We start from the raw sequence: 25,761 nt of genomic DNA, 5'->3' as shown, positions 1-25,761 counted from the left end.
CCGTCGTGTCGTGAGTGGAGGTCGCCGATGCTGTCGACCGGAAACCCCGCGCTGGATGACGCACTGGCCGAAGCCCTGGCCCAGCCTGTGCGCGAACCGGTCTGGCGTCTGCTCGTCGACCTCGGCGGCGACGGCACCTTCAGCCACCCCTGGTCTGACCTGACCTCGCTGGCTACCGATATCCAGGTCGACCGGGCGATCACCGGGGACCTGCCGGAAGGCACCAGCCTGACCGAGGGCTACGCCTCCGCCAGCCTGACCGCCCGCCTGGAAGGCCGCTTCCTGGGCGGCACATCGATTATCGACGCCGTCACACCCCACAGCGGCAACCCGTCCTGGCCCGGGGTCGGCCTGCGCTACGACCTCGGTATGCGGACCCGGATGGGGCCGGTGCTGCTACGACAGTTCACCGGCTCCATCCGCACCACGACGGCACGGGCATCCACGGGCGCCGTCGAGATCACCGCCGCCGACGGAGCGGAGCGGCTGCGGGCAGCCATCACCCTGCCGTCCATCAGCCTGGACGGGCTGCAACTCGCCCGGTTCGGCGACGGCTACCGGTACTGGATGAACAGCCAATGGATCGTTGACTATGTCCTACGCGCCAACGGCCTGCTCACCTCCGCGCCACCGATGCCGGGCGCGATCCTCGCCGTCACTGGACATGGCTCACTGGCCCCGGAAGTCGGATTCGGCGGACAACCCACCGGATCAACCGGCACCTACACAGGTCCGCTATGGACAGACGGGCCGGACGGGATGCTGGCCCCGAACGGCGGCGGCCCCATCCCGCCCTACACGGCCAGCTATACCGGCGACGGGCAAGTTACCTTCACCGTCGGGGCCGGATTCGGGATGGGCCTGTGGGTTCACCACGGCGCCGGAGCGCCACTCGGCGGAGGACTCGCCACGGCGCCCCTCGTCGAAGTCCAGCCCGCTGACCAACGGTGGGTCCGGCTCACACTGAACCCCAACGGCGGTATCGCTGTGGTGATCCACAACATCATTCCCCAGGACGTCACCGTGACCTGCCCCATCGTCCTGGATGCCACGGTGCGGTGGCGGTTCATCGGCGCACACCTGCTCTTCAGCGCTGGCACTGTTCCCACCCGACCCACCGAGGTCACGGTTACCTGGTTCGTGGACGGCGTCACGGCCACCACCCGCGCCACGGTGAACCTGCTCGGCGGCGGCGAATACCCGTCCGCGCTTGCCGTTGTCAGCGTTCCCCGCCCTATCAGCGGCGTGCACGTCTGGTCGTCGGCAACACCACCCAACACGGGCGAGTGGCCGCGGCTTCCCACCATCCGGCCCGCTGACATTGAGCCTGGCCTGAACGAACTGACCTACCTGCCCGCGATCGCAGGCCGAGACTCGTGGGACTTGCTGAAAGAGGTCGCGGCGGCAGAGTACGCCGTGCCCGGATTCAACGAGTCGGGCCGGTTTTCCTTTCTCAACCGCAACACGCTCACCACTCGCCGCGCGGCGCCTCCGACCGCGACACTCACCACAAGTGACCTGGCCGAAGTCACTGCTACGACCAGTATGGACAGCGTCCGCAATGAGATCACCATTTCAGCCACCCCGGCCTACACCCGTGATCTCAGCGTGTTGATCGAGTCCACCGACCCGCAGTCCTATGTGGTGGCGGCCAACGGTGGCCTCACCCGGGTAGTGGTGCTACCGGAGGGATCGGTCACCCTCACCACCGGGCCCATCCGCGCTGTCACGACCGCGAACTGGAACGACACAGTTCGCAGCGGGTTCGTGGCAAGCCGAGTGGATCAGCCCACAGTGGAGGTCACCAGCGGTGTGGCAGTCTCGGTACGGCGACTGACTGGCACTACCGCCCGGATCTTCATCACCAACCTCAACGCCTTCGCTATCCGGCTGGCCACCAACGAGGCAACGCCCCGGCCAGCGTTCCGTGTATCCGGGACACTGGTAACCGCCGACCCGGTCCGTACCGACACCGTCACTGATGCGACGTCGATTGCTCGATACCGGCGCCGGTCGCTCGACCTGGCCACGCAACCGTGGCGGCAACGTGTCGAACCGTTTCAGGCCCTCGCTGGGACATTGCTCGACGAACTGGCCCAACCAACCGCCGTCTACGACCGCATCCCCGTTCTCGGCGACCCACGCCGCGCACTCACCGACACGGTCACCCTCACCTATCCCACCACGACAAAGGCGTCCATCGTGGGAATCACTCGGCGACTGTCCACAACAGATGGACTCGTGGACGAGCTGACCATCCGTCCTCACAACCCGCAGAATCCCAATCCATAACCGGAGGTCTATGGCGCCCACGGGCAATGCTCGGCCATCTCGTCGTACTGCCGGTTCACCGCCTCGTCCACACCTGGCGAGTCAGGATGAACAACCGCGCGATCACCCAACCCGACACTCCACAACGCGTACCACAACGACAGCGCCGCACGCGCGTAGTCGTCATCCGACAAGCCCTCACCCTGGATAGTCACCGTGAATGAGCGGTCCACGGCCACATGGTCCGCCACAGACACGCTCACTGTCCAGCACCCAAACGTGTTTCTATTCAACACAAGCGTCCGTCACGATTCTCAGTTCCCATACGCAGCAGCCAATTGACTGGATTGCTGGCTACAGGCTCCACGACTCGCGACGGCAAGAATCCAGACTAGCCGATTCCTGCGGCCACAACGACCGGTCGCACTGACCCATAGCCCGCCGCCCCCGCACCATCCCGGCTGCGGGGCATATGGCATGCCCAACAAGAGGAGAAGACATTGACCGACTACGGCATTGACGTGTCGCACTGGAACACCGTCACCGACTGGAACGCCGTGCGCGGCAACGGAATCCAGTACGTATCAATCAAACTCACCGAATCGACAATCATGGTCGACCCCGCCGCCGGTGGACACGTCGCGGGTGCACGCGCCGCCGGCATCAGACCTGGCGGCTACCACTTCGCCCGTGATCTCGACGTCGACGCACAGGCCGACCGTTTCTGCGACAACCTGAAGCGACACGGCCTGCTCGGCAACGGTTCGCTGGTCCCGATGCTCGACATGGAGGCCGCGGAACTGCGCGACAATGCGAACTCGTTCGTAGCCGCGTTCATCCGCCGATACCGCATCGCCAGCGGCCAGAACAAGATCCTGATCTACGCGAACTTGGACTGGTGGCGCAACGTTCTCCGGCCTGGCGAATGGGCCGACGGCGACGTGTACCTGTGGATTGCCCGCTACAACGGCAACCCAGGTAACCCCGGCTGGTCCCACGATCGCCTGGCGCTGCATCAGCACACCAGCAAGGGAACGGTTCCAGGAGTTGCCGGCAACGTCGATCGCAACGCGACCGTCGGCGCTTTCACACTGGACATGCTGACGCTCGGCGGAACCAGCGCGCCCCCGGTGCCGTCCCCGCCGCCAGGGCCGAGTGACAACACCTACACCGTGGTACCTGGCGACACATTGTCGGAGATCGCCGCACGGTTCGGCACCACGTGGCAAGAACTTCAACGCATCAACGGAATCCCCGACGCAAACAAGATCTTCCCAGGCCAGGTACTCAGGATCTCCGGCAGAGCACCCGCACAGCGGACATACACGGTAGTGCGTGGCGACACCCTGTCAGGGATCGCCGCACGGTTCGGAGCCACTTGGCAAGAACTCCAGCGCATCAACGGAATCCCCGACGCAAACAAGATCTTCCCAGGCCAGGTACTGCGACTGCCGTAAGCGTCAAGATCAAAGAACTTCATAGCGAGTCTTGCTGAAGATAGCAGTACGACACCTGGGTTGCCTACACACAACGTTGCGACGCAAAGATTTTTGAGAGAGCACCCGTCCTGGTGCGCTGGTGCACTGGTGCAGCACCACTACGAAGTTTTTTTGAAGAGGGGCCGCGCCCCTGCGACGCCGCTATCACAACACCAATCGTTGAACCGGCCACAGTGCCGAATACGACCCTAAGCCATAGCGGAAAGTCAAAGCCAGCAAGCACTTCTGACCAAGTGGACACAATCCCGCACACCACACTCACAACCACGAGCGTTCTCGTCGAGTGCTTCGCCACCCGCACAGTATTACCCACCTCGTACCGCATTGGCCACCTATACCCGCGATCGACCCCGACACCTCCCACATGGCGCTGTGGTTCTACGCCCTAGTGCTCACGGGCTGGCTCGCCAGCGCCAGTGTCCGCGACTTCGTCCACCTCTACGCCTATTTGGACAATCTCCTACCCAGAAAACTGAGGAACACAACCATGACCACCTCACGTCCCCGCCCGCTACGCGTCGCCGCATCCATCGTTGGCGGCCTGACCGCCCTGGTGTCCGGGCTGGTCGGCTCTGGCCTGCTCACCGGCGGTCAGGGCGACGCCGTAACCGGCATCATCACCGCCGTGATCACCCTGCTTGCAGCGTTCGGCATCACCCTCACCGCAGAGCCGAAGGTCACCCCGCTGGCCGACCCACGTGACCACCACGGCCGCCTCCTGATCACCAGTACCGACAGCGAGGCCGCATGACCACCAGGCTGAGTGTGCTGGATGTGCGGTCGATCCTCACCGCCGAGGAACTAGCCGCCGCGCAGGCCAACGTCGACGCCGCGCCACCCCTGAACCCTGAACAGCTCGACGTTCTGGGCGACATCTTCCGCCCTACTGTCCAACAGCTCACCGTCCAGCAGGCAAACCCCTAACGCCACAGAGGCCCGGTCCCCACCTGCCAGGGGGCCGGGCCTCTCTTTGCAGTGTTTCAGGCGGCTGCGTCGGCGCCGTCGGTCGGAACGGGCCGGGGCGTGAACCGGAACCCCGGATCGATCGTCGTAGTGTCCAGACCGTTGACTACTCGGCGGTTCGTAGGGTGGATCTGTGGCCGCATAATCGTGCGCAGCACGGTCCGCAACTGCGTGATGTCCAGTTGGGCCATCACCTCACGCGCATTCGGTCCGATCACAGTGGACAAGATCGGTGGCACCGTCGCACGGTCCACGCGTTCCTGGGCCTTCTGCAAACGCTCCAACAAGGCTGGCTCGATCGACGCGAAACTCTCCGGGCTGACCTTGCCCGCACCGGCCGCATTGCGCCACCCTTCCAACTCAGCGCGGAGGGTCTTGACCTCCTTTTCAGCCTCCTCGGCCTTGCTGGCATGCTCGGCCAGCCGGAAAACGCTCGCCGCGTCCGGACGTTCCAGCAACAACAGCGCTTGTTCCATCAGCCACGCGTCCACCCGTACCTGATCCCGCGAGACACACCCGGTCTTGCGGCATTGATACCGGCCGGTGCCGTTGCGCTCCTTGGAACGGCTCAACGGTGCCCCGCACACGCCGCATTCCGCGATCCCCGACCACCAATACTTCACCCGCTGCCCGTCGCGCAGCTTCCCGCGATCCTGGCGAGTCAGCCGGGCGGTCAACGTCCGGTGCTCGTGTTCAGTGATGATCGGCGTCCAGGTCACCGTGACCGGCACCGACACCGTGTTGCCGCCCTCGTCCGTGGTGGTCGTGGTCAACACCTGCCCGTGGTACTGCCGTAAACCGGCCGCCGCCTTCGACAACGCGATCTTCTTGACCTTCCGGCAGTCCCACACCGTGGGGAACACGTACGGCTTCTTGTCCTTGTTGAGTTCCCTGCTCACGTTGCGCGGCGTCTCGCCCGCCAGCACCCGCGACACCACCCGCTCCGCCAACGCCCGGCAGTCGTCGCTTTCCATCCTTGCCAGCAGCCGCGCCCAGCCCCCGGCATGCTTGTACTCGTCGACCAGGTTGCGGATCAGCCGCACGTCCCACCGACGGTCACGCGGGCACGGCACACCACGCTCATTCAGTTTCCGCGCGATCGCCGTCAACGGCTTGCCCGCCATACAGTCGTTCACGATTTCCCGGATGACGGCCTTCTGGTCCTCGTCGACCAGCCACCCCAGCGAGTCACCGGTCTCGGGGTCGTAGTGCACGCGGTACCCGAAGGCGACCGGTCCGGCTGGCTCCCCCGCGCGTGCCTTGCGCTTCACACCCCGCTTGACGTTGATCGAAATCGTGTCCGACTGGCCCTCAGCCTCGGCCGCGTCCCGTGCGGTCGCCCGCCTGTCCGCCGGATCGGTCATGTCATAGATCCGGCCCCCGTAAGCCCAGTAACACCCCACCTCGATCAACAGGTCACGCAGTTGGGTGTAGACCTTCAGGTCACGCAGCATCCGGGCATGATCAAACGTCCACACCAAGTTCGCCTGTCCGGCCTCCAGCGCGGCACGTAACCGAATGAACTCCGGTCGTTCTTCGGTGGCATACGGCGACGCACTCAAGTGGTTGTCACAAAACGTCGCCACATGCTCAATGCCGAACTGCTGGAAGAACTCTTCTCCCTCGTCCTCCTGCGACTCGACCGAGGCCTCCCGCCCCTGCCCATCATGCGACGCCCGCAGATACCGAATCCCGCGCAGCGTCGGCATCGTCTTCATCATGCGCAAACGCGCGATTGACCCCTTGCTCATCTCTGCACCCCCCGCAGATCAACAACGTTGATGATCAGCCTAGACCTGACCACCGACAACCGCTCTGACCTGCAAAGATGTACCCGTAGTCCGCTCATGTCTTAACACCCTAAGAACGAACTACGGCCTGCCCCAGGGTAACCACACAAGCCCAGGACACCGCACGCTTCCGACCGCCGGCGCCTTTGGGGCGTTGATGCATTTCCCTGAGAAGGGGACACCAGTTCGGGCCGGGTTTCGCTCGGGCGCGCCGGGCTTGGGCTGGTCGCCGCTGCGCTGCGGTGCCCTGGACTTGTGTGATCAGGCTCCGCCCGGGCCGACCGAGGGTGAGGACACTCAGACCCGACCTCTGCTGCACTGACGCGCTATTGGCTTTCTGGGGCTCGGTAACCGGGGCTGGGTTCGCGTCCGGGGGAGCTGACCGGGCACGCCAGACCTGGAGCCTGACGACCACCTTGAACCTCCACAAGAGAATGACCCCACCTATTCCAGCACAACAGCGACCACACACCAGCGATCGACTCCGACTAAACCCCACCGCCCCAACACATATAGACAGTCCCCCACCCAACCCGGGGGGCGTCCCCGCTCCAGTCTACCGAGGGTGCATGATCATCGGGGGGGTTCCAGGGGTGAGTCGGTGCGAATGGGCCGTTCGTTCGGGGTTCACCTGGTTGCAGCAAGGGTTGGTTGCGCTGCGGAGTAGGTGGCGCTCGATGGGGTGAATGGGTTGAGGGGTAAGGACTTTCACGTGTTGTGCGCGTAGGGTGGAGGCACGGGGGAAGTTGCGTCGCCGTTGTGGCAGAGCAGTGATGTGGAGCTGGTTGAGGCTCTCGCTGCTCTGGAAACTCGGATGCGGCAAGACTATTCTGCCATGCTTGACCTTGTGTCGGAGTTGGACAGTCGTTGGTGTGCTGGGCGGCTTGAATATTCCAATACTGCCGCTCTTCTTGTTCATGCGTTGCGGATTTCGCGGGGTGAGGCCCGGCAGCGGATCGGGCAGGCGGAGCAGTTGCATGAGGTGACCATGCCGAGCGGGGCGGTGGCCGACGCGGCGATGCCCGTGACAGCGGCCGGGCTCAAACAGGGCACCCTCGGGGCAGGGCATGTCGAGGTTATCCAGAAGACCCTGGGCAGTATGCGGCATCTGGATCGGGAACAGCGCGCCTGGGCCGAGGAGCTGATGGTGGCCAAGGCCGCGGAGGATGATCCTGGTGCGCTGGCCCGGTACGCGGCGCGGTATGTGCGGGAGATCGTGGATCCGGACGGGGCTCCTCCGCCGGACGAGGAGCCGCAGCGGCCGGAGCGGGAGTTGCGACGCCACACCTTCCGGGATGGGCGGATGGAGTTCAAGGGGCGGCTTGACGCCGAGACCGCCTCACTCTTCGAGGCGTTGCTCGCGCCGTTCGACAAGCGCGACAGCGACGACACGCGCAGCTACGCCGAGCGTGGGGGTGACGCCTTCGCCGACGTGTTGCAGAAGGCGGCCAACTGTCCGGATCTTCCGACGCACAACGGGGTGAAGACCGAGGTTGCGTTCACGATCTCGCTGGATGCCCTGGAACGGGCCCTGGGGGAGACGATCCTTCCCGGCAACCTGAGTGTGTCTGATGCGCGCAGGATTGCCTGTGATTGTCATGTTCTTCCGGCCGTGATGGGTGGGGCGTCACAGCCGTTGGATGTCGCAAGTCCCGCTTATGTGGTGCCTGCTCATATTCGGCGGGCTCTCGTGCTGCGGGATCGTGGGTGTGCTTTTCCTGGTTGTGATCGGCCTGCCAGTGTGTGCCACAGTCATCATGTTCAGTCCTGGTTGCAAGGCGGGCCGACACAGCTGGGGAATCTGGCGCTCCTCTGTGGACAGCACTATAGGCTCATACATCGGAGTGAGTGGGAAGTCGAGCTGGTCAATGATGTTCCGTACTTCACGTCACCGGCCTATGTGGATCCGGCGCGACAACCGAGGCGGAACGCCTTACACAGAGTTCTTGAGCCAGGAAATTGCCGCTTGGACAGTCGGGACAGACGTCACGTCTTCAGGTAGAGGTGGGCGACGGACTATGACGACTGGGATTTCCACGTGCCTGGCCGCCGTAAGTTTCGCGGAGGTCATGGTTCCGCCGCTGTCCTTGGTCACGAGTACTTTTACGTTGTGGGAGCGCATCAAAGTGAGCTCGTTGTCTGCTGTGAAGGGGCCGCGGTCGAGGATTACCTTCAGGTTTCTGGGCATTGGCGGTTCGGGTGGTTCTACCGAGCGGGCCAGGAACCAGTGGGTGTCGAGGTGGGCGAAGGCCTCCAGTTCTTCTCTTCCTGTCGTCAGGAAGACGCGGGTTGCTGGGAGGGATGCGGCTGCCTCCGTGACGCTGCCGACCCAATGCCAGTTGTCGCCCGGGGTTTCCTGCCAGCCGGGGCGGCGCAACACCAGGAAGGGGATGCCTAGCTCTGCCGTCACCGCGGCGGCTGTGGCGGTCATTGTGGCGGCGAAAGGGTGGGTGGCGTCGATGACAGCACTGACGGGGTTCGATTCCAGCCAGGTTCGAAAACCTGCGCGGCCGCCGAAGCCTCCTGTTCGGGTTTCTCCGGGTGGCAGCCTGGGTTCCCGGACTCTGCCCGCGAGGGAGGAGATCACCCGGAACTGGCCTGCCAGGTCCTCAGCCAGACGGCGGGCTTCGCCTGTTCCGCCGAGCAACAACACTGTCATGGGCGGGCGCGGGCGACTGAGTAGAGGTGGCTGTCCAGGAATTCCGCTGCCGAGAGCACCTGGCCGACGATGATCACCGCGGTCCGTTTGATCCCGGCTTCGTGTACCTGCGCGGCGATGTCCGCGAGGGTGCCGCGCAGGACGATCTCGTCCTCCCGGCTGGCGTAGGCGACGACCGCGACTGGGCAGTCTGGGCCGTAGGTTGGGGTGAGTTCTGCGATGACCTCGTCGATCCGTTGCACCGCAAGGTGAAGCACCATGGTGGAACGGCTCTGGCCAAGCGTTGCCAGGTCCTCGCCCGGGGGCATCGGGGTGGCCCGGGCCGAGGTCCGGGTCAGGACAACAGTCTGGCCGATGCCGGGAACAGTGAGTTCACGTTTCAACGATGCCGCGGCCGCGGCGAAGGCAGGGACACCAGGAGTCACGTCGTAGGGAACACCGGCCGCGTCCAGCCGGCGCATCTGCTCGGCCATCGCGCTGTAAACCGAGGGGTCACCGGAATGCAGACGGGCGACGTCCAGTCCAGCAGTATGGGCTGACACCAATTCTGACGTGATCTGGTCCAGATTCAGGTTCGCGGTGTCGACCAGGCGCGCACCGGGCGGGCAGAACTCCAGCAACTGCGTGGGGACGAGTGCACCTGCGTACAAACAGACGGGTGAGGCCGCGATCAGTCGCTGGCCTCGGACCGTGATCAGGTCCGCCGCGCCTGGTCCGGCTCCGATGAAATGCACTGTCACGACTGATTCTCCTTGGTCACGGCCCAGATTGTGACTGGCATGAGGGGGCGCCAGCCGGTGAAGCCTCCTACTGGCGAACCTCGGCTCACCGAGATCCGCACGAGGTCTCCACCCAGTCGAGCGTGCCATTGGGCCACAACAACCTCGGACTCCATCGTGACCGCATTCGCCACGAGCCGTCCGCCGGGGCGCAGTGCGGCCCAGGCCCATTCGACCATTCCGGGGACAGTCAGACCGCCGCCGATGAACACCGCGTCCGGGGTTGCGAGACCGTCGACAGGGGCAGCAGCGTGGGAGACCTCAACACCGGGCACACCTAGGGCGCGAGCGTTGATCGAAATCCGGGCTGCGCGTACGGCGTCGCGTTCTACGGCGATGGCGCGGCAAGACGGGTGCGTACGTGACCATTCAATGGCGATGCTGCCTGCGCCTCCGCCGACGTCCCACAGCAATTGGCCGGGTATCGGGGCGAGTCTCGACAAAGTAATGGCGCGTACTTCGCGTTTGGTGAGCTGGCCATCGCTTTCGTATGCATCATCAGGAAGGCCGGGCACGTTCGGCAACAACCCTGTGCCCCGGCATTCCACAGCCAGAATGTTCAGCGTGGAGGAGATGCCATGCCAATCGGCCGCTGTGGCAGAGACCTGTGATTCGTCGGGTCCGCCAAGTCGAGACAGCACCGTCATGACGCTGCCGCCGTAACCCCGCCCCACGAGCAGACCTGCGACCTTGGTGGGCGTGTCGCCGTTCTCACTGAGAATCAGGAGCCGGCGGCCGGGATGGATGGCCGCGTTCACCACTTCGAAGGGTCTGCCGACTGTGCTGATGACCTCGACGTCCTGCAGGGCCCAGCCCAGCCGGGCGCACGCCAGCGACACCGAGGACGGGTGCGTGAGCACCCTGACCGGGCCGAGTTTGGAGCCGATTCCGTAGAACATCGGGTCCCCGCTGGCCAGGACGCACACAACTCGGTCGCGATAGGTCTCCAGCAGGCCTGGCACAGCGGGCATCATCGGCGACGGCCACGCCACCCGCTCCGCCGTAACCGAAGCCGGTACCAGGTCGAGCTGACGTTTACTGCCCAGCAGGATGTCGGCCTTCGACAGCGCCCGTCGTGCGGCGCCGGTAAGGCCGTCCCAACCCTCTGCGCCGATACCGACGACCGTCACGGAACTCATCAGGTCGGGACGATAAGCGCGGTCCTAGCCGTTGAGCAACTCCCGTGCCAACGCTGCCGTCGCGCTCGGCGTCTTGCCGACCTTGACGCCCGCTGCCTCAAGGGCTTCCTGCTTGGCGGCGGCGGTACCGGCCGAACCGGACACGATCGCGCCCGCGTGGCCCATGGTCTTGCCCTCCGGCGCGGTGAAGCCCGCGACGTAGCCGACGACCGGCTTGGTGACGTTCTCCTTGATGAACGCCGCCGCACGCTCCTCGGCGTCGCCGCCGATCTCACCGATCATCACGATCAGCTCTGTGTCCGGGTCCTCCTGGAACGCGGCCAGGGCGTCGATGTGCGTGGTGCCGATCACGGGGTCGCCGCCGATGCCCACCGCGGTGGAGAAGCCGATGTCCCGCAGTTCGTACATCAGCTGGTAGGTCAACGTGCCCGATTTGGACACCAGGCCGATCTTGCCCGCGGTGGTGATGTCGGCCGGGATGATGCCCGCGTTCGCCTTGCCCGGGGAGATCACGCCGGGACAGTTCGGGCCGATGATCCGGGTCTTGTTGCCCTTCGCGCAGGCGTGCGCCCAGAAGTAGGCCGAGTCGTGCACCGGGATGCCCTCGGTGATCACGACCGCGAGCCCGATGCCGGCGTCGATCGCTTCCACTACAGCGCCTTTGGCGAACCTGGGCGGGACGAAGATCACCGTGGCGTCCGCGCCGGTGTCGGCCATCGCCTTGCCCACCGAGTCGTAGACCGGCAGGTCCTTCTGTCCGATCTCGACGGACTGGCCGCCTTTGCCCGGTGTCACGCCGCCCACGATGGTCGTTGCGGCGGCGAGCATCCGGGCGGTGTGCTTGCGGCCTTCCGAGCCGGTCATGCCCTGGACGATGACCTTGGAATTCTCGTCGATGAAAATCGCCATGTCACACCCCTGCCAGCTTCGCTGCCTGCTCGGCAGCCGCGTCCATGGTCTCGATCTGCACCACACTGGGCAGCGCGGCCTCCGCGAGAATCCGCCTGCCTTCCTCGGCGTTGTTGCCATCCAGCCGGACCACGATCGGCTTGTCGACCTTGCCGAGGAACTGCAAGGCCTGCACGATGCCGTTGGCCACCGCGTCGCACGCCGTGATGCCGCCGAAGACGTTCACGAAGACGCTGCGCACGTCCGGATCGGACAGGATGATCTCCAGGCCGTTGGCCATCACCTCGGCCGACGCGCCACCACCGATGTCCAGGAAGTTGGCGGGTTTCACGCCACCGAACGCCTCGCCCGCATAGGCCACGACGTCCAAAGTGGACATGACCAGGCCCGCGCCGTTGCCGATGATGCCGACCTGACCGTCGAGCTTGACGTAGTTGAGGCCCTTGGCCTTCGCGGCCGCCTCGAACGGATCCTCCGCGGCGGTGTCCACCAGATCCGCGTGTCCCGGGTGACGGAAGGAAGCGTTGTCGTCCAGCGTGACCTTGCCGTCCAACGCGATGATCTCGCCGCGCGGGTCCGCCACGAGCGGGTTGACCTCGACCAGGGTGGCTTCCTCGGCCACAAAGGCCTTCCACAGCTGCACGATCACCGGTGCGGTGGCCTCGGGCAGTCCGGCCGCGGCGGCGATCTCGCGGGCTTTGACCAGGTCCACGCCTTCGACGGCGTCGATCGGGATCCGGGCCAGGGTGTCGGCGTTGTCCTCGATCTCCACGCCGCCCTCGGCCGAGGCCAGGGCCAGGAACGTGCGGTTGGCCCGGTCGAGCAGGAACGAGACGTAGTACTCCTCGGCGATCTCGGACGCCGGGGTGACGAGCACCTTGCCGACGATGTGGCCCTTGATGTCCAGGCCAAGGATCGCTTCGGCGTGCGTTGTCACGTCGTCGGTGCTGCCGGCCAGTTTCACGCCGCCGGCCTTGCCGCGCCCGCCCGTCTTGACCTGGGCCTTGATCACGACCGGCAGGCCGAGGATACGGGCGGCGACGACGGCGTCCGTGGGACTGGCGACGACCCGCTGCGGGCCGACCGGGACGCCGTGCTTCGAGAAGAGCTCTTTGGCTTGATACTCGTACAGGTCCACGTTGTAGACTGTATGCAGTATGGACCTGCCTGTCCAGAGCTGAGGGAGGCGTGATGTATCCATCGGTACGGGATTGCTTCGGCCGGACCTACCAAGTGGGACCGGAGCCGCAAGAGCTGATCGGGCGGCCCAGGACATGGATGGCCTGGCTGCCCTGGGCCGCGATGGCGGCCACCGGGGTCATGCAGTACGCCTTCGGGTCCCTGGTCCCCCATCTGGCCGAACGCGGCTGGACGATCGGCGGGACGCTGTGGCTGCTCGCCGCTTGGACGGTCTTCCAGGCGATCGCGGGATTCCCCACCGCCTATCTGCGTGAGCGCGGCAAGCTCGGCCCGCGGGCAGTCATGGTGCTCGGCGCGGTGCTCATGCTCGTCGGGCTGGTTTCCTTGGCACACTTCGATTCCTACGTCGCCGCGCTACTCGGTTACTCGGTTCTCGGCGGCACCGGCGCCGGCCTGGTGTACGCGACCTGCACGTCGACTGTGGCCAAGTGGCACCCCGAACAGATGGCCTCCCGGGTCAGTTTCGTGACCGGAGCATTCGCTTACGGAGCCGTCCCGTTCGCCGTGGCCTTCCTCTTCACGCCGCCGGCCATCGCCCTCGACATCACCGCGGTGCTCGTCGCGCTCGTGGTCGCCGGGACAGGCATGTTCTTCCGTGACCCGCCTGCGAACTGGTGGCCGCCGCAGATCGACCCGCAGGAATGGGCCGTCGACCGGCGCCGCAGCCCATCCCGGGCGGTGCGCCAGTTCTCCGTGCGGGAAGCGTTGCGCACCGGTGTCCTGCCGCTGATGTACTTCGTTCTGCTTGCCGCCAGCGCGGTCTCGCTGTTCAACGTCACCTTCTTCGCGACGCTCGGCGCGCACATGAACGTCGGCCTGGCCGTGATCGCCTTCGGGACCGCGATCCTGTTGGGCGCCAACGGTGCCAGCCGTGCGCTGGCGATCCGGGTCTCCGAGCGGCTCGGCCGCCGGCGGGCGATCGGCGTCGTGCTCGTGGCGCAGGCGATCGGCCAGATCTGCCTGGCCGGCGCGGCGTCCTCCGGATCGGTCTTCCTGCTCCTGCTCGCGGTCACGCTGGCCGGCGCGGGCGGCGGCGCGTTCTATCCGCTTTTCGCGAGCCTGGCCCGGGAGTATTTCGGCGACCGCGACATCGCCAAGACCCATGGGGTGGTCTACAGCGCCAAGGCATTCGGCGGCGTGATCGGCGTCGGACTCGCCGCGCTCGCCGTACCGGATTGGGGATTTCCGGCGGTATTCTTGCTATCCGGGATCGCGGCGCTCGGGTCGGCGATACTGAGCGTGCGGCTACGCCGCCCAGGACATGTATCGACGCTTCCCATAATGTATGTTGTAGACACAATGTCGTCCGTTGGGCCAGGAGGCACTCGGTGAACGAACCCGTGATCCAGCTCCCCGAGTCGATGGGGGGCGGTAAGCGGGGTGGACGTGGTGCGCTGAGCGGGGCCGCTACCCAACGGGTCGAGCGGCCCGCTCCGCTGCGCGAGGCGGTCCACACCGCTCTGATCGAACTGATCATCAACGGAACCCTGCAGCCAGGTCAGCATCTTGTCGAGCTTGAATTGGCGCAGTACCTGGGAGTCAGCCGGCAGCCGGTGCGCGAAGCATTGCAGCGCCTGCAAACCGAGGGCTGGGTGGATCTGCGCCCGGCGCAGGGCGCGTTCGTGCACACGCCGACCGAAGAGGAAGCCGACCAACTGCTGAGCGTGCGTTCGGTACTGGAGACGCATTCCGCGCGACTGGCCGCGGCCCGGGCAGGCGAAGCGGAAATCGCCCGCCTGTGGGAACTCCAGCAGGACGGCGTGCGCGCGGTCGAGTCCGACGACGCGGAAGGCATGGTCGAGGCGAACGCGGCGCTGCACGCATACATCACGCAACTGTCCGGCAATGCCGTGCTGGCAGAGCACATCGCGTTGGTCGAGCGCCGGGTTCGCTGGTACTACCGGCCGATCGCCCGGCCCCGCGGGCACGACGCGTGGAACGAGCACGCCGAGCTGATCAAGGCGATCGCCGCGCACGACACCGACCTGGCAAGCATGATCATGAACCGACACACCGAACGGACCCGGCAGGCGTATCACGACCAACGCACCGCCGAGTCCGATCAGGCCTGAACTACTGGGAAACCGCGAGCCCACCGGCCGCAGTGACCTCCTTGGCCTCTTTCTCCCGCGACTCGGCACGCGGGTGGCCTGGCTGCTTGAGCAACAACGTCAACAGCGCGGACAGCAAGGCGATGCACCCGGCGAGAACGTAAGCGCCGGTGTATCCCCATGCCAGAACCACGCCCGCGGCCAGGCCACCGCCGCCGATCCCGCCGACCAGTTTGGCGCTGTAGACCAGGCCGTAGTTCGACGCGTTGTTGTTCTCGCCGAAGTAGTCCGGCACCAGCGCGGCGAACAAGGGGTAGAACGCGCCGCCGCCGAAGCCGTTGACGAACGCGAAGACCATGAACAGCCACAGGTTCCCGGTGTTGCCGGCATAGAGCACGCCGAACTGCGCCACAGCGGCGATCAGCAACACCAGTGTGAGCGTCCGGCGGCGGCCCAGCCTGTCCGACAGCCACCCGCACAGGCCTCGGCCGACACCGTTGACCACGGCGAGCACACCGGCCGAAGACGCCACGATGAACGGCCCGAATCCGCTCTGTTTGGCGAACGGCACCTGGAAGTTGATGCCGAACAGGGAAACCCCGCCGATGATCACCAGGCAGACCCACATCAGCGGCAGCATCCCGGTCTTGATCGCCTCCATCGGGGTGAACTGCCGGACCGCCGGCGGGTTGCGGACCAGGCTCTTGTTCTTCCCGCTGTTCCAGGTCAGCGGGTCGACCTCCGCGGGCCACCAGTTCTTCGGCGGGTCACGGAACAGCAGCCCGCATGCGCCGACCATCAGCAGCATGTAGACGCCGACGAGGTCGAGCACCAGCACGAAGTTCCCTGGCGTGAACACGTAACTGAAGATGAAGATGAACGGCACGGTGCCGTAGGCGAAGCCGCCGTTGACGAAGCCGGTCCGGGCGCCGCGCTTCTCCGGGTACCACTTGCCCACCATGTTGATGCAGGTCGCGTAGACCAGGCCGGCACCGGTGCCGCCGAGCACCGAATAGCCGATGAACGCCAGCACCAGATTGCCGCTGTGTGCGATGGTGAAATAACCGATACCGCTGCACAACGCGCCGATCAGCATCGCCGTGCGGGCCGGCATGATGCCTTTTTCCCGTAGCCTGCCCGCCGGGAACGCCACACCCGCCTGGAATACCGCCCAGACGCTGGCCAGCCAGAACGCGTCGTTCAACGACCAGCCGTGCACCTGCTCCAGGGTTTCCTCGGCCGCGCCCCAGCCGTATTCGAATACGCTGACCGCCATCATCGCCAGCCAGGGCAGGAACACCATCCAGCCCCGGGAGCGGCCCGTGATGTCCCCGGGTGTCTCACCCACCCGGTAGATCCGGCCATTGTGGTCGGTGATCTGTTGAAAACTGGTCGCCATGCAAGCCTCTCCTGACCGATTGCGAAATCGGATTTGGATCACTGCGCCTGCGACCGCAGGCAGGCGTTTCGCTTGTCCGCCAACGCCAGCACGGTGCCGCCACGCTGGTGCGGCACCGCGACCAGCCACATCCAAGCCCACTGGATTGCATACTGAATGCGACCTGAAACCGATAGTGGCCTCGATCACCGGAGAAGTCCAGAAATCTTTTCCAAGAATTCTCCAAAATCCCGCCAATCCGCAGAAAAAGGACACAAAAATGTCCGCATCGAGTTCAGAATCGTGATAAGTCCTTTTCGGGAAGCTCGCCTGAATCGCCCACCAATGCGACGAAAGTCCCCACAGGGCTGAACATAAAGAAAGAGCAAAGAGAAGTAAATAAAATGGAATTCCCCGGATGCCGCGCGACGCCGCCGTTCGCAGTGGCGTACAGCACCTCCCGGTTGCCACGCGCGTACATGGGTATTCAACTGGAAGCAGCCGGACGAGACCCCGTTCACAACACGATCCGCAGCGGTTGAACACATAGAGTGATGTGACATCACCCACTGTGCGGAACGCCCGTACGGATTGTATGCTGTAGGCAGTCGACCAGAGTGGCGACCGAGAAGGAGGAGTTGAGTCTGATGAGCAGGATCCGGGAGATCTTCGAGACTCTCACCCGTGGTCCGCTGGGCGCTTCGGCGGACGGCGGCAGGATCGGTGTGGGACTCACGGCCGCGATGGCGCGCGCCGAGCAGGGTCTCTCCGCTGAGGTCGAGACGTACCTGCGGAACAGCAAGAAGGCAGACGCCAAGACGGTCTGAGCCACCGTCCTGACGCCTGCCCCTGGGTACCGATCAGTCTGCCGAGACGGTCACCGACTCGGGCTCGCTGTGCTTCGGCTGCTTCCGGACTTTGATCAAGCTCGCCACCGTCGTCACTGCCAGTGTGCCGAGGATGATGCCGAGCGAGAGCAGGATCGGAATCTCCGGAGCCCAGCTCACACCGTCGTGGTGCATCGCCTCGAACACGAGCTTCACGCCGATGAAGGCCAGCACGACCGACAGCCCCTTGCTGAGGTAGACGAGCTTGTCCAGCAAGCCGCCGATCAGGAAGAACAGCTGTCGCAGGCCCATCAGGGCGAACGCGTTCGCGGTGAACACCAGGTAAGGCTCCTTGGTGAGGCCGAAGATCGCCGGGATGGAGTCCAGGGCGAACAGCAGGTCCGTCGTGCCGATCGCGACCATCACGATCAGCATCGGCGTGACCAGCTTGCGCCCGTCCACCCGGGTGGTGATCCTCGCACCGTCGTAGGAGTCCGTGGCCGGCAGAACCTTCTTGACCACACGGAGAACCGCGTTTTCCTTGAACTCCTCCTCGTCGTCGTCCTGGTGGCGGATCAGCTTCCAGGCGGTGTAGATGAGGAACGCGCCGAAAACGTAGAACAGCCAGTCGAATCGGGAGACCGCCTGGGCACCCACCGCGATGAACGCACCACGCATCAGCAGTGCCAGGACAATCCCGATCGACAGCACCTTCTGCTGGAACTGCTTGGGGACAGCGAAGGCACCCATGATGATGATGAACACGAAGAGGTTGTCCACCGAGAGCGAGTACTCGGTGACCCAACCGGCGAAGAACTCACCGCCGGCCTGTCCACCCGCGAACAGGGTCACACCGAGTCCGAAAAGGACGGCCAGACCCACGTAGCACGAGACCCAGGCCGTACATTCCCGCATCGAGGGTTTCCGCGGGTTGCGCGACACCAGATAGAAGTCGAACATGATCATTGCGGACAAGCCGGCCACTGTGACCAGCCAAACCCATGTGGGGATGTTCATCGGGACTTGCTCGCCTCCCGCCTGCGTTTACGGGCCTCTCGCGCCTCCCACATGACACGCGCATGTGAGGCGTAGCGTTCATAGACCCGCAGCGCAGCGGGGTTATGGTCGGACATCCGGCGCCACCACTGCGGCGCCAGGCGTTCGTGCAGCCAGAGGAACCCGAACGCGAAACCCGCGCTGATCAATCCTTGGTAGGCAAGGAAACCGAGGACGTCGGGCGGGCCACCGGGTTGTCCGGTCAGCACCAGGCGAGTCAGTACCTCCTGCGCGAGCCTTGCCAGGGGGAAACCGATCAGCCAGTACAAGCAGACGGGTGCGAACCCGCCGATACGGACTTTGCCAAGGGCCAGCAGGATGCTGTAGACGGCGCCGAGTAGCCCGAGTGGCAACCCGAGCGCCAGTGCCGCCACCATGGCCCAGCCAAGTGGCTGTCCGACGAGAAGGGCCATCAGGCCGGCCACGGTGCCGGCGAAGAAACCGACGGCGAATCCGGGAAGGCCTACTTCTGCCAGCTCGCGTACCCGTGCAGTGTCCATCAGCCCACGACCACCCCGAAGCGCAGCAGGCTGAAGAACAGCATGCCCAGGTAGAACACCGCGCCGAAGCCGATGATCGCGTTGGTCCACCACTTCGGACGGATCGGCTTGGGCAGCATCTTGTTGTTCACCAGCAACAACACGACGCAGTAGGCGCCCATGGCGAACGTGGACAGGAACGCCAGGATGTCCAGCACCGACTCCGGGCCGTCGGCAGGGCCGAACAGCAGGATCAGGATGCCGAACGTGATCACGCCCCACAGGAACCCGGCGTACAGGTGCGACATCTTGAACCGCTTGGCGCCCTTAACGAAGAAGTACGTCATGTCGGCCTGACCGCGCGAGAACGAGTCGAAGAGCCCCAACGTCGCGTTCAACCCGATCAGCGCGATGAATCCGAAGAACAGGCCACCGAGCACCGAGCCGCCTGCCGAGGCGAACGCGTCGGACATGGCAGACAACGCGGCGGAACGGTCACCGGACTCGATCAGTGTCTTGACGTCCGGGTTGGCCCGGGCCGCGGACTGGGCCAGCACCGTGAACGAGATGGTGACAAGCATCGTGATGCCCCAGAACAGAAGCAGGGCATCGAAGGTGACCCAGCGCCGCCACCCTTTCCACTTGCGCATCTCGTCGGGGTTCTCGGTGTCGAACATGAACCCGCGGTTGGGCATCTCCTCTTCCTCACCCGCGTGGCGCAGGCCGCGCAGCTTCGGAATGTGCGAGCCCATGCCGGCGCCGCTGTCCCGCAGGTGCAGCGTGTACCACATCTGCTGCATACCCGATGGGCCGGCGAACGCGATCGATCCCACGAGGATGGGGAACCAGGCATCCGTCAACGCACCTGATGGCATGTAACCGAAGGCGAACATGCCGCCGAGGGTGGAGGCCAGATCGTCCCAGCTGCCGACCATCGAGGCGATCACCGCGGTGCCGACGACCAGCAGGCCGATCAGCAGCGCGAGCACGTTCTCCAGCAGGTTGTAGATGACCCTGGCGAGGCTGAACAGAATGCCCACCAGGATCAAGGCAACGCAGGCTGTCACGACCCACGGTATGCCTGTTATCTCCTCGAACGCCGCGGCGCCCGCGGAGAGGTGGCCTGGCCAGATGTAGACCAATATGGCGGTGACGAAGAAGAACCACATGATCGGTTTGAACACACGGGCCGCACCGGTGAAGATGCTCTCGCCGGTGGCCATCGCGTAGCGGGCCATCTCGAGCATCACCACGGCCTGCAACGTCACACCGATCAGGAACAGCCACCTGATCTCCGGGCCGAAGACCAGCACCAGCCTCGGCCACATGTACGACTCGCCCATCCCGACACCGAGGGCGACCAGGAAAACCGTGGGTCCAAGCAGGTGGATCGACGGTGGTGCCTCGGGCAGGGTTCGGATGGGCATGGGATCGAGCCGACCGGCTCGCCACACTCTCTCCTCGCCGGCGACTAATTTCGGCCCGGCTGCCGGGGTTTTCGAGGTATCCATCTCCGACCCCTCTCCTTTGAGGAATTTCCGATGTAACGTCCCGGTCGGACAACCCCCTGTGTTTTCCCTTTTCCTTTCGACCTCATGGCGGGCACCGTGAGCGCGGCACCCGCCACGAGGGGTCTCGCGGTTGTCAGCCGAGCAGTCCAGCTGCCCGGGCCCACCGGTACTTCGCACCTAGCACAGCCACTGGACGCTCAGTGGTGTACGGGTACGCCACAATGCGCCTGTCGTAAAGGTATTCGCAAGCCTGTTCCACCTCGACGTCACCGGCCAGGGATGCCACCACCGGCTTGTCGATGCCCTTGGCCCTGGCCTCCTGCACAACTCGCGCGGTCAGTTCGGCGAACACCATAGGGGGTGTGACGATGGTGTGCCAGTAGCCGAGGATCAGCGCGTGGATGCGGGGGTCTTCCAGGCCCAGCCGGATGGTGGCCTCGTAGGTGGACGGCGGTTCACCACCGGTGATGTCGATCGGGTTGCCCGCGGCACCGAACGGCGGGATGAACCTGCGGAACGCTTCGTCGAGATCCGGCGGGATGTCCATCAAGGACAGTCCCTCCGCGACGACGGCGTCCGACAATAGCACACCCGAACCGCCCGCACCCGTGATGATGACGACGTTTTCGCCTTGCGGTGCGGGCAAAAGCGGCACACCGCGGGCGTACTCGAGCATCTCGTTGAGACCGGGCGCCCGGATCACACCGGCCTGCTTGAGGATATCGTCGTAGACCTTGTCGTCACCGGCGAGCGCACCGGTGTGCGAGCTGGCCGCCCGTGCGCCCATCGCAGTGCGGCCCGCCTTGAGCACGATGACCGGCTTCTTCTTGGTCATCTCCTTGGCGGCCTTGACGAACGCGCGGCCGTCCTTGAGGTCCTCAAGGTGCATCGCGACGACATTGGTGTTGTCGTCCTGGGCGAAGTACGTGATCAGGTCGTCTTCGTCCACATCGGACTTGTTGCCCAGCCCGACGATCGCCGACACGCCCATCTTGGTGGACCGGGCGAAGCCGAGGATGGCCATGCCGATGCCACCACTCTGCGACGTCAGCGCGACGCCACCCTTCACGTCATAGGGTGTGCAGAACGTCGCACAGAGATTCTGCGGCGTGTAGTAGTAGCCGTAGATGTTCGGGCCGAGCATCCGGATGCCGCGCCGCTGGGCGATCTCGACGATCTGGTCCTGCAGCTCGTGGTTGCCGGTCTCGGCGAAGCCGGACGGGATCAGCACGGCGGCCGGGATCGCCTTGTCGCCGCACTCCTCCAGCGCGCCCGGCACGAACTTGGCCGGGATGGCGAACACCGCGACGTCCACATCGCCAGGAATGGCGGTGACCGACGGATACGCCTTCTTGCCGAGGATCTCGTCGGCCTTGGGGTTGATCGGGTAGATCTCGCCCTGGTAGCCGCCGTTGATCAGATTCTTCATCACCGAGTTGCCGATTTTGCCGTCCTGGTCGGACGCACCGACCACGGCGACGGCCTTCGGGTTCATCAGCCGGGTCATCACCCGCAGGATCTCCTCCTGCGGGATCTGCCTGCGCTCGGCCACCGGACCGGCCTGCAGGATGATCCGCACGTCCGCGGCGATCGCGCCATCCTTGGACGCGAACACCGGGTTGAGGTCGAACTCGGCGATCTCCGGGAAGTCGGTGACCAGTTCGGACACTCGCCGGATGACGTCGGCCAGCGTGTCGGCGTCCACCGGGTCGGCACCGCGGGCGCCCTTGAGCACCTCGGCCGCCGCGATCCCGTCCAGCATGGACACCGCTTCGGCCTGGTCGACCGGGGCCAGCCGGAAGGTGACGTCCTTGAGGACCTCGACCAGCACGCCACCGAGCCCGAACGCGACGACCTTGCCGAAGGTCGGGTCGGTGGTCGCGCCGATGATGACCTCCTGGCCACCGCCGACCATCTGCTGCACCTGCACGCCGTCGATCCGCGCGCCGGCCTTGTACTGCTTGGCGTTGGCGATGATCGTGTCGAAGCCGGTGGCGACCCTGTCCGAATCGGACAGTCCGACGAGCACACCCCCGGCCTCGGTCTTGTGCAGGATGTCCGGGGACACGATCTTCATCACGACCGGGAAGCCGATCTTCTCGGCCAGGTTCACCGCCTCCTCGGCGGTGGCCGCGAGTCCTTCACCGGGTGTCGGAATGCCGTAGGCGTCGCATACCCGCTTGCCTTCCGGCGCGGTCAGCGCCTCACGGCCCTCAGCACGAACCTTGTCCAGGATCTCCCGGACAGTCTCGGCATCGTAGCTCATAGGTCTAGATCACTCCGTTCGCGGCGAGCTCGTCGAGCTCCTCTTCGCCGACGCCCAGTTCCTGGACGTAGATATCCCGGTTGTGCTCGCCGAGCAGCGGGGAGCGCTCGACCTCCGCGATGGAGTCCGACAGCTTGATCGGCATGCCGACCGTGGTGAACTCGCCGCGCTGCGGGTGCGGAACGTCGACGACCATGTCGTTGGCGCGCAACGACTCGTCCTCGATGATCTCCTTGGTGGACAGGATCGGGCCGCAGGGGATGTTGTGCTTGTTCAGCATCGCCAGCACGTCGTACTTGCTGTGGTTGATCGACCATTCCTCGATCAGCTGGAACATCTTGTCCAGTTTGTTCAGCCGGGCCTCCGGGGTGGCCCACTCGGGGTCCTCGGTCAGGTCCTCCCGGCCGATCAGCTTCGTGATCGGCTCCCAGCCCACCGGCTGGACGATCACGTAGACGTAGTCGTTCGGACCGCCTGGCGCACAACGGACTGCCCAGCCGGGCTGGCCGCCACCGGATGCGTTGCCCGAGCGTGGCACCGCGTCGCCGAACTCCTTGTTCGGGTACTCCTTGAGCGGGCCGTGAGTCAGCCGCTGCTGATCGCGGAGCTTGACGCGGGCCAGGTTGAGCACCGCGTGCTGCATCGCGACAGTCACGCGTTGGCCGCGGCCGGTCTGCTCACGCTGGTACAGCGCGGCGAGAATGCCTGCCACGGCGTGCATTCCGGTACCGGAGTCGCCGATCTGCGCGCCGGTGGCCAGCGGCGGCCCGTCTTCGAAGCCGGTGGTGCTCATCGAGCCGCCCATGGCCTGGGCCACGACCTCGTACGCCTTGTAGTGCGTGTACGGGCCGTCGCCGAAACCCTTGATCGAGGCGTAGATGAGTCTGGGGTTGAGCTCCTGCAGCTTCTCCCAGGGAAAACCCATCCGGTCGACCGCGCCGGGGCCGAAGTTCTCCACCATGACGTCGAACTTGCCGATCATCTCGGTGAACAGCTGCTTTCCCCGGTCGCTCTTCATGTTCAGGGTGATGCTGCGCTTGTTGCAGTTGAGCATCGTGAAATAGAGACTGTCCACATCCGGCAGGTCCCGCAGCTGCTTGCGGGTGATGTCACCGGTCGGTGCCTCCACTTTGACCACATCGGCTCCCAGCCAAGCCAGGATCTGCGTGGCGGAGGGCCCGGACTGGACGTGGGTGAAGTCCAGAACGCGCACACCGTCGAGTGCCTTGCCCATATCGGAGCCCTCCCTACTTGTACATGGTCTGGTTCATCGTGCCGGGCGCGTAGACGTCCGGGTCGACCCAGACGTTGATCAGCGATGGCAGGCCGGACTCGCGGGCGCGGCGCAGTGCGGGCCCGATGTCCTTGGGATCACGTACTTCCTCGCCGTAACCGCCGAGCATCTTGGCGAACTGGTCGTAGTGGACGTCGCCGAGCGTGTTGCCGACGCGGCCACGGTCCTCGCCGTACTTGGCGATCTGGCCGTAGCGGATCTGGTTCATCGAGGAGTTGTTGCCCACGATGCCCACGAACGGCAGGTTGTACCGGACCAGGGTCTCGAAGTCCCAGCCGGTCAGCGAGAAGGCGCCGTCACCGAACAGGGCGACGACCTCCTTGTCCGGGCGGGCGTACTTCGCCGCGAGGACAAAGGGAACGCCGACCCCCAGTGTCCCCAGTGGACCCGGGTCCATCCAGTGGCCGGGCGCCTTGGGCTGCACGACCTGGCCGGAGAAGGTGACGATGTCGCCGCCGTCGCCGATGTAGATGGAGTCCTCGGTGAGGAACTCGTTGATCTCGTGCACCAGCCGGTACGGGTCGATCGGGCTGGCGTCCGACAGCTGGCGCGGCAGGCGCTTCTGGAAGGCGGCGTCCTCGACGCCCCGCAGCTCCTCCAGCCACGACTTGCGGTTGGCGGCGCCGGTGCTGGTGCGGCCGGACGCGGCCTGGGTGACCGCGGCGAGCACAGCACCGGCGTCGCCGACGATGCCGAGGTCGATGTCGCGGTTCTTGCCGACCGTGCGGTAGTCCAGGTCGATCTGGACCACGGTGGCCGAGGGCGAAAGCCGCTTGCCGTAACCCATCCGGAAGTCGAACGGGGTGCCGACGATGATGATCAGGTCCGAGTTCTGGAACGCGTAACGGCGTGCCAGTTGCAGGTGGTGCGGGTCGCCAGGCGGCAGCGTGCCACGGCCTGAGCCGTTCATGAACGCCGGGATGTTCAGCGTACGAACGAATTCGATCGCGTCGTCGCTGCCCCGCGTGGTCCAGACCTGGCTGCCCAGCAGTACACAGGGCTTCTCGGAGTGCACGATCAGGTCGGCCAGGCGCTCGATGTCGGCCGGGTCGCCGACGGACTTGGTCGACGCGCGGTAACGGCCCGCCTCAGGGATGCGGGCCTTGGCCAACGGCACCTTCGCGTCCAGGATGTCGCGCGGGATCTCCAGGAACGACGGGCCGGGCGCGCCGGCGAGGCTCTCGCGGAACGCCATCGACACCAGGTCGGCGATCCGCTCGGTGTGCGGCACACCAGCGGCGAACTTGGTGATCGGGGCCATCATGTCGACGTGCGGCAGGTCCTGCAGTGAGCCCATCTTGTGCTGGCTCAGCGCCCCCTGACCGCCGATCAGCAGCATCGGGCTCTCCGCACGCAGGGCGTTGGCCACGCCGGTGACCGCGTCCGTCGTGCCTGGGCCCGCGGTGACGACCGCGCATCCGGGCTTGCCGGTGATCCGCGCGTATCCGTCCGCGGCGTGCGCCGCCACCTGCTCGTGCCGTACGTCGACCACTTCGATGCCCTCGTCGACACAGCCGTCGTAGATATCGATGATGTGGCCGCCGCAGAGCGTGAAGATCACATCAACGCCCTCGGCCTTGAGTGCCTTGGCCACGAGGTGACCACCAGAGATCATCTCGGGCTCGGCGGCACCATTGGATGCTGCGTTCTCGGGCACCGCCTGGGCCGTTTGTGCCATCTGTGGTCAGCT

22 protein-coding genes are annotated in these 25,761 nt (G+C 65.3%); 8 read left to right on the top strand and 14 right to left on the bottom strand.

Annotated features, from left to right (window positions below):
• The first annotated feature begins 27 nt into the window (after nucleotides 1–27).
• Nucleotides 28–2,292, top strand: coding sequence for a hypothetical protein (locus JOF56_RS28320; protein ID WP_209642529.1), 2,265 nt, complete (start codon nucleotides 28–30; stop codon nucleotides 2,290–2,292).
• 8 nt (nucleotides 2,293–2,300) lie between these two features.
• On the opposite strand, the gene JOF56_RS28315 is transcribed toward JOF56_RS28320, so the two are convergent.
• A complete protein-coding gene (locus tag JOF56_RS28315) occupies nucleotides 2,301–2,504 on the bottom strand; it encodes a hypothetical protein (protein WP_209642528.1) in 204 nt (67 codons plus the stop codon).
• 267 nt (nucleotides 2,505–2,771) lie between these two features.
• Here JOF56_RS28315 and JOF56_RS28310 point away from each other — a divergent pair, with 267 nt between their 5' ends.
• The 3 genes from JOF56_RS28310 (at nucleotide 2,772) to JOF56_RS28300 (ending at nucleotide 4,694) form a co-directional block, all read left to right on the top strand.
• On the top strand, nucleotides 2,772–3,728 hold the full coding sequence (locus JOF56_RS28310; protein ID WP_209642527.1) for a LysM peptidoglycan-binding domain-containing protein: 957 nt from the start codon (nucleotides 2,772–2,774) through the stop codon (nucleotides 3,726–3,728).
• Nucleotides 3,729–4,134: 406 nt separating this feature from the next.
• Nucleotides 4,135–4,521 carry a hypothetical protein gene (locus JOF56_RS28305; RefSeq protein WP_245378433.1) on the top strand — a complete coding sequence of 129 codons (387 nt, stop codon included), beginning with the start codon at nucleotides 4,135–4,137 and terminating at the stop codon, nucleotides 4,519–4,521.
• Nucleotides 4,518–4,694, top strand: a complete 177-nt coding sequence (locus tag JOF56_RS28300) for a hypothetical protein (protein WP_209642526.1) — start codon at nucleotides 4,518–4,520, stop codon at nucleotides 4,692–4,694. The genes JOF56_RS28305 and JOF56_RS28300 overlap by 4 nt, the downstream gene beginning before the upstream one ends.
• Before the next feature lie 56 nt (nucleotides 4,695–4,750).
• Here the strand turns inward: JOF56_RS28300 and JOF56_RS28295 are convergent, their stop codons facing one another.
• Entirely contained in the window at nucleotides 4,751–6,484 is a 1,734-nt protein-coding gene (locus tag JOF56_RS28295) for a recombinase family protein (RefSeq protein WP_209642525.1), read from the bottom strand.
• Between the two features lie 814 nt (nucleotides 6,485–7,298).
• Between JOF56_RS28295 and JOF56_RS28290 the strand changes: the two genes are divergently transcribed.
• On the top strand, nucleotides 7,299–8,525 hold the full coding sequence (locus JOF56_RS28290; RefSeq protein WP_307855294.1) for an HNH endonuclease signature motif containing protein: 1,227 nt from the start codon (nucleotides 7,299–7,301) through the stop codon (nucleotides 8,523–8,525).
• Here the strand turns inward: JOF56_RS28290 and JOF56_RS28285 are convergent.
• Genes JOF56_RS28285 through sucC form a run of 5 tightly spaced genes read right to left on the bottom strand, consistent with a single transcriptional unit; the run spans nucleotide 8,457 to nucleotide 13,147 of the window.
• A complete protein-coding gene (locus JOF56_RS28285) occupies nucleotides 8,457–9,182 on the bottom strand; it encodes a cobalt-precorrin-6A reductase (RefSeq protein WP_209642523.1) in 726 nt (241 codons plus the stop codon). The genes JOF56_RS28290 and JOF56_RS28285 overlap by 69 nt on opposite strands.
• Nucleotides 9,179–9,922, bottom strand: a complete 744-nt coding sequence (gene cobM, locus JOF56_RS28280; RefSeq protein WP_209642522.1) for a precorrin-4 C(11)-methyltransferase — start codon at nucleotides 9,920–9,922, stop codon at nucleotides 9,179–9,181. Before cobM ends, JOF56_RS28285 begins: the two co-directional genes overlap by 4 nt.
• Nucleotides 9,919–11,100: a precorrin-6y C5,15-methyltransferase (decarboxylating) subunit CbiE gene (gene cbiE, locus JOF56_RS28275; RefSeq protein WP_209642521.1), complete on the bottom strand. Its 1,182-nt coding sequence runs from the start codon at nucleotides 11,098–11,100 to the stop codon at nucleotides 9,919–9,921. The genes cobM and cbiE overlap by 4 nt, the downstream gene beginning before the upstream one ends.
• A 24-nt stretch (nucleotides 11,101–11,124) precedes the next feature.
• A complete protein-coding gene (gene sucD, locus JOF56_RS28270; protein ID WP_209642520.1) occupies nucleotides 11,125–12,009 on the bottom strand; it encodes a succinate--CoA ligase subunit alpha in 885 nt (294 codons plus the stop codon).
• A gap of 1 nt (nucleotide 12,010) precedes the next feature.
• Nucleotides 12,011–13,147, bottom strand: a complete 1,137-nt coding sequence (gene sucC / locus JOF56_RS28265) for an ADP-forming succinate--CoA ligase subunit beta (RefSeq protein WP_209642519.1) — start codon at nucleotides 13,145–13,147, stop codon at nucleotides 12,011–12,013.
• Between the two features lie 53 nt (nucleotides 13,148–13,200).
• On the opposite strand from sucC, the gene JOF56_RS28260 reads away from it, so the two are divergent.
• Both JOF56_RS28260 and JOF56_RS28255 read left to right on the top strand, forming a co-directional pair.
• Nucleotides 13,201–14,541 carry an OFA family MFS transporter gene (locus tag JOF56_RS28260; protein WP_209642518.1) on the top strand — a complete coding sequence of 447 codons (1,341 nt, stop codon included), beginning with the start codon at nucleotides 13,201–13,203 and terminating at the stop codon, nucleotides 14,539–14,541.
• A 29-nt stretch (nucleotides 14,542–14,570) separates the two neighbouring features.
• Entirely contained in the window at nucleotides 14,571–15,281 is a 711-nt protein-coding gene (locus JOF56_RS28255; protein WP_209648535.1) for a GntR family transcriptional regulator, read from the top strand.
• Nucleotide 15,282: 1 nt separating this feature from the next.
• Here JOF56_RS28255 and JOF56_RS28250 read toward each other — a convergent pair whose 3' ends face one another.
• Nucleotides 15,283–16,659: an OFA family MFS transporter gene (locus tag JOF56_RS28250; protein ID WP_209642517.1), complete on the bottom strand. Its 1,377-nt coding sequence runs from the start codon at nucleotides 16,657–16,659 to the stop codon at nucleotides 15,283–15,285.
• 626 nt (nucleotides 16,660–17,285) lie between these two features.
• Here JOF56_RS28250 and JOF56_RS28245 point away from each other — a divergent pair.
• A complete protein-coding gene (locus tag JOF56_RS28245; protein ID WP_209642516.1) occupies nucleotides 17,286–17,465 on the top strand; it encodes a hypothetical protein in 180 nt (59 codons plus the stop codon).
• 33 nt (nucleotides 17,466–17,498) lie between these two features.
• Here the strand turns inward: JOF56_RS28245 and JOF56_RS28240 are convergent, their stop codons facing one another.
• The 6 genes from JOF56_RS28240 to JOF56_RS28215 form a co-directional block, all read right to left on the bottom strand.
• On the bottom strand, nucleotides 17,499–18,482 hold the full coding sequence (locus JOF56_RS28240) for a TerC family protein (protein WP_209642515.1): 984 nt from the start codon (nucleotides 18,480–18,482) through the stop codon (nucleotides 17,499–17,501).
• Nucleotides 18,479–19,021: a hypothetical protein gene (locus JOF56_RS28235; RefSeq protein ID WP_209642514.1), complete on the bottom strand. Its 543-nt coding sequence runs from the start codon at nucleotides 19,019–19,021 to the stop codon at nucleotides 18,479–18,481. The genes JOF56_RS28240 and JOF56_RS28235 overlap by 4 nt, the downstream gene beginning before the upstream one ends.
• Nucleotides 19,021–20,427 carry an Nramp family divalent metal transporter gene (locus JOF56_RS28230; RefSeq protein WP_245378431.1) on the bottom strand — a complete coding sequence of 469 codons (1,407 nt, stop codon included), beginning with the start codon at nucleotides 20,425–20,427 and terminating at the stop codon, nucleotides 19,021–19,023. The genes JOF56_RS28235 and JOF56_RS28230 overlap by 1 nt, the downstream gene beginning before the upstream one ends.
• Before the next feature lie 217 nt (nucleotides 20,428–20,644).
• Nucleotides 20,645–22,777, bottom strand: coding sequence for an acetate--CoA ligase family protein (locus JOF56_RS28225; protein WP_209642513.1), 2,133 nt, complete (start codon nucleotides 22,775–22,777; stop codon nucleotides 20,645–20,647).
• A gap of 4 nt (nucleotides 22,778–22,781) precedes the next feature.
• The gene (frc, locus tag JOF56_RS28220; RefSeq protein ID WP_209642512.1) at nucleotides 22,782–24,011 is read right to left on the bottom strand and encodes a formyl-CoA transferase; all 1,230 of its coding nucleotides are present in this window, start codon (nucleotides 24,009–24,011) and stop codon (nucleotides 22,782–22,784) included.
• Nucleotides 24,012–24,024: 13 nt separating this feature from the next.
• Nucleotides 24,025–25,749: a thiamine pyrophosphate-binding protein gene (locus tag JOF56_RS28215; protein ID WP_209642511.1), complete on the bottom strand. Its 1,725-nt coding sequence runs from the start codon at nucleotides 25,747–25,749 to the stop codon at nucleotides 24,025–24,027.
• Nucleotides 25,750–25,761: the final 12 nt, after the last annotated feature.

Source organism: Kibdelosporangium banguiense (assembly GCF_017876405.1).
GTDB classification, from domain to species: domain Bacteria; phylum Actinomycetota; class Actinomycetes; order Mycobacteriales; family Pseudonocardiaceae; genus Kibdelosporangium; species Kibdelosporangium banguiense.
This window is presented reverse-complemented; position numbering and strand designations above follow the sequence as displayed.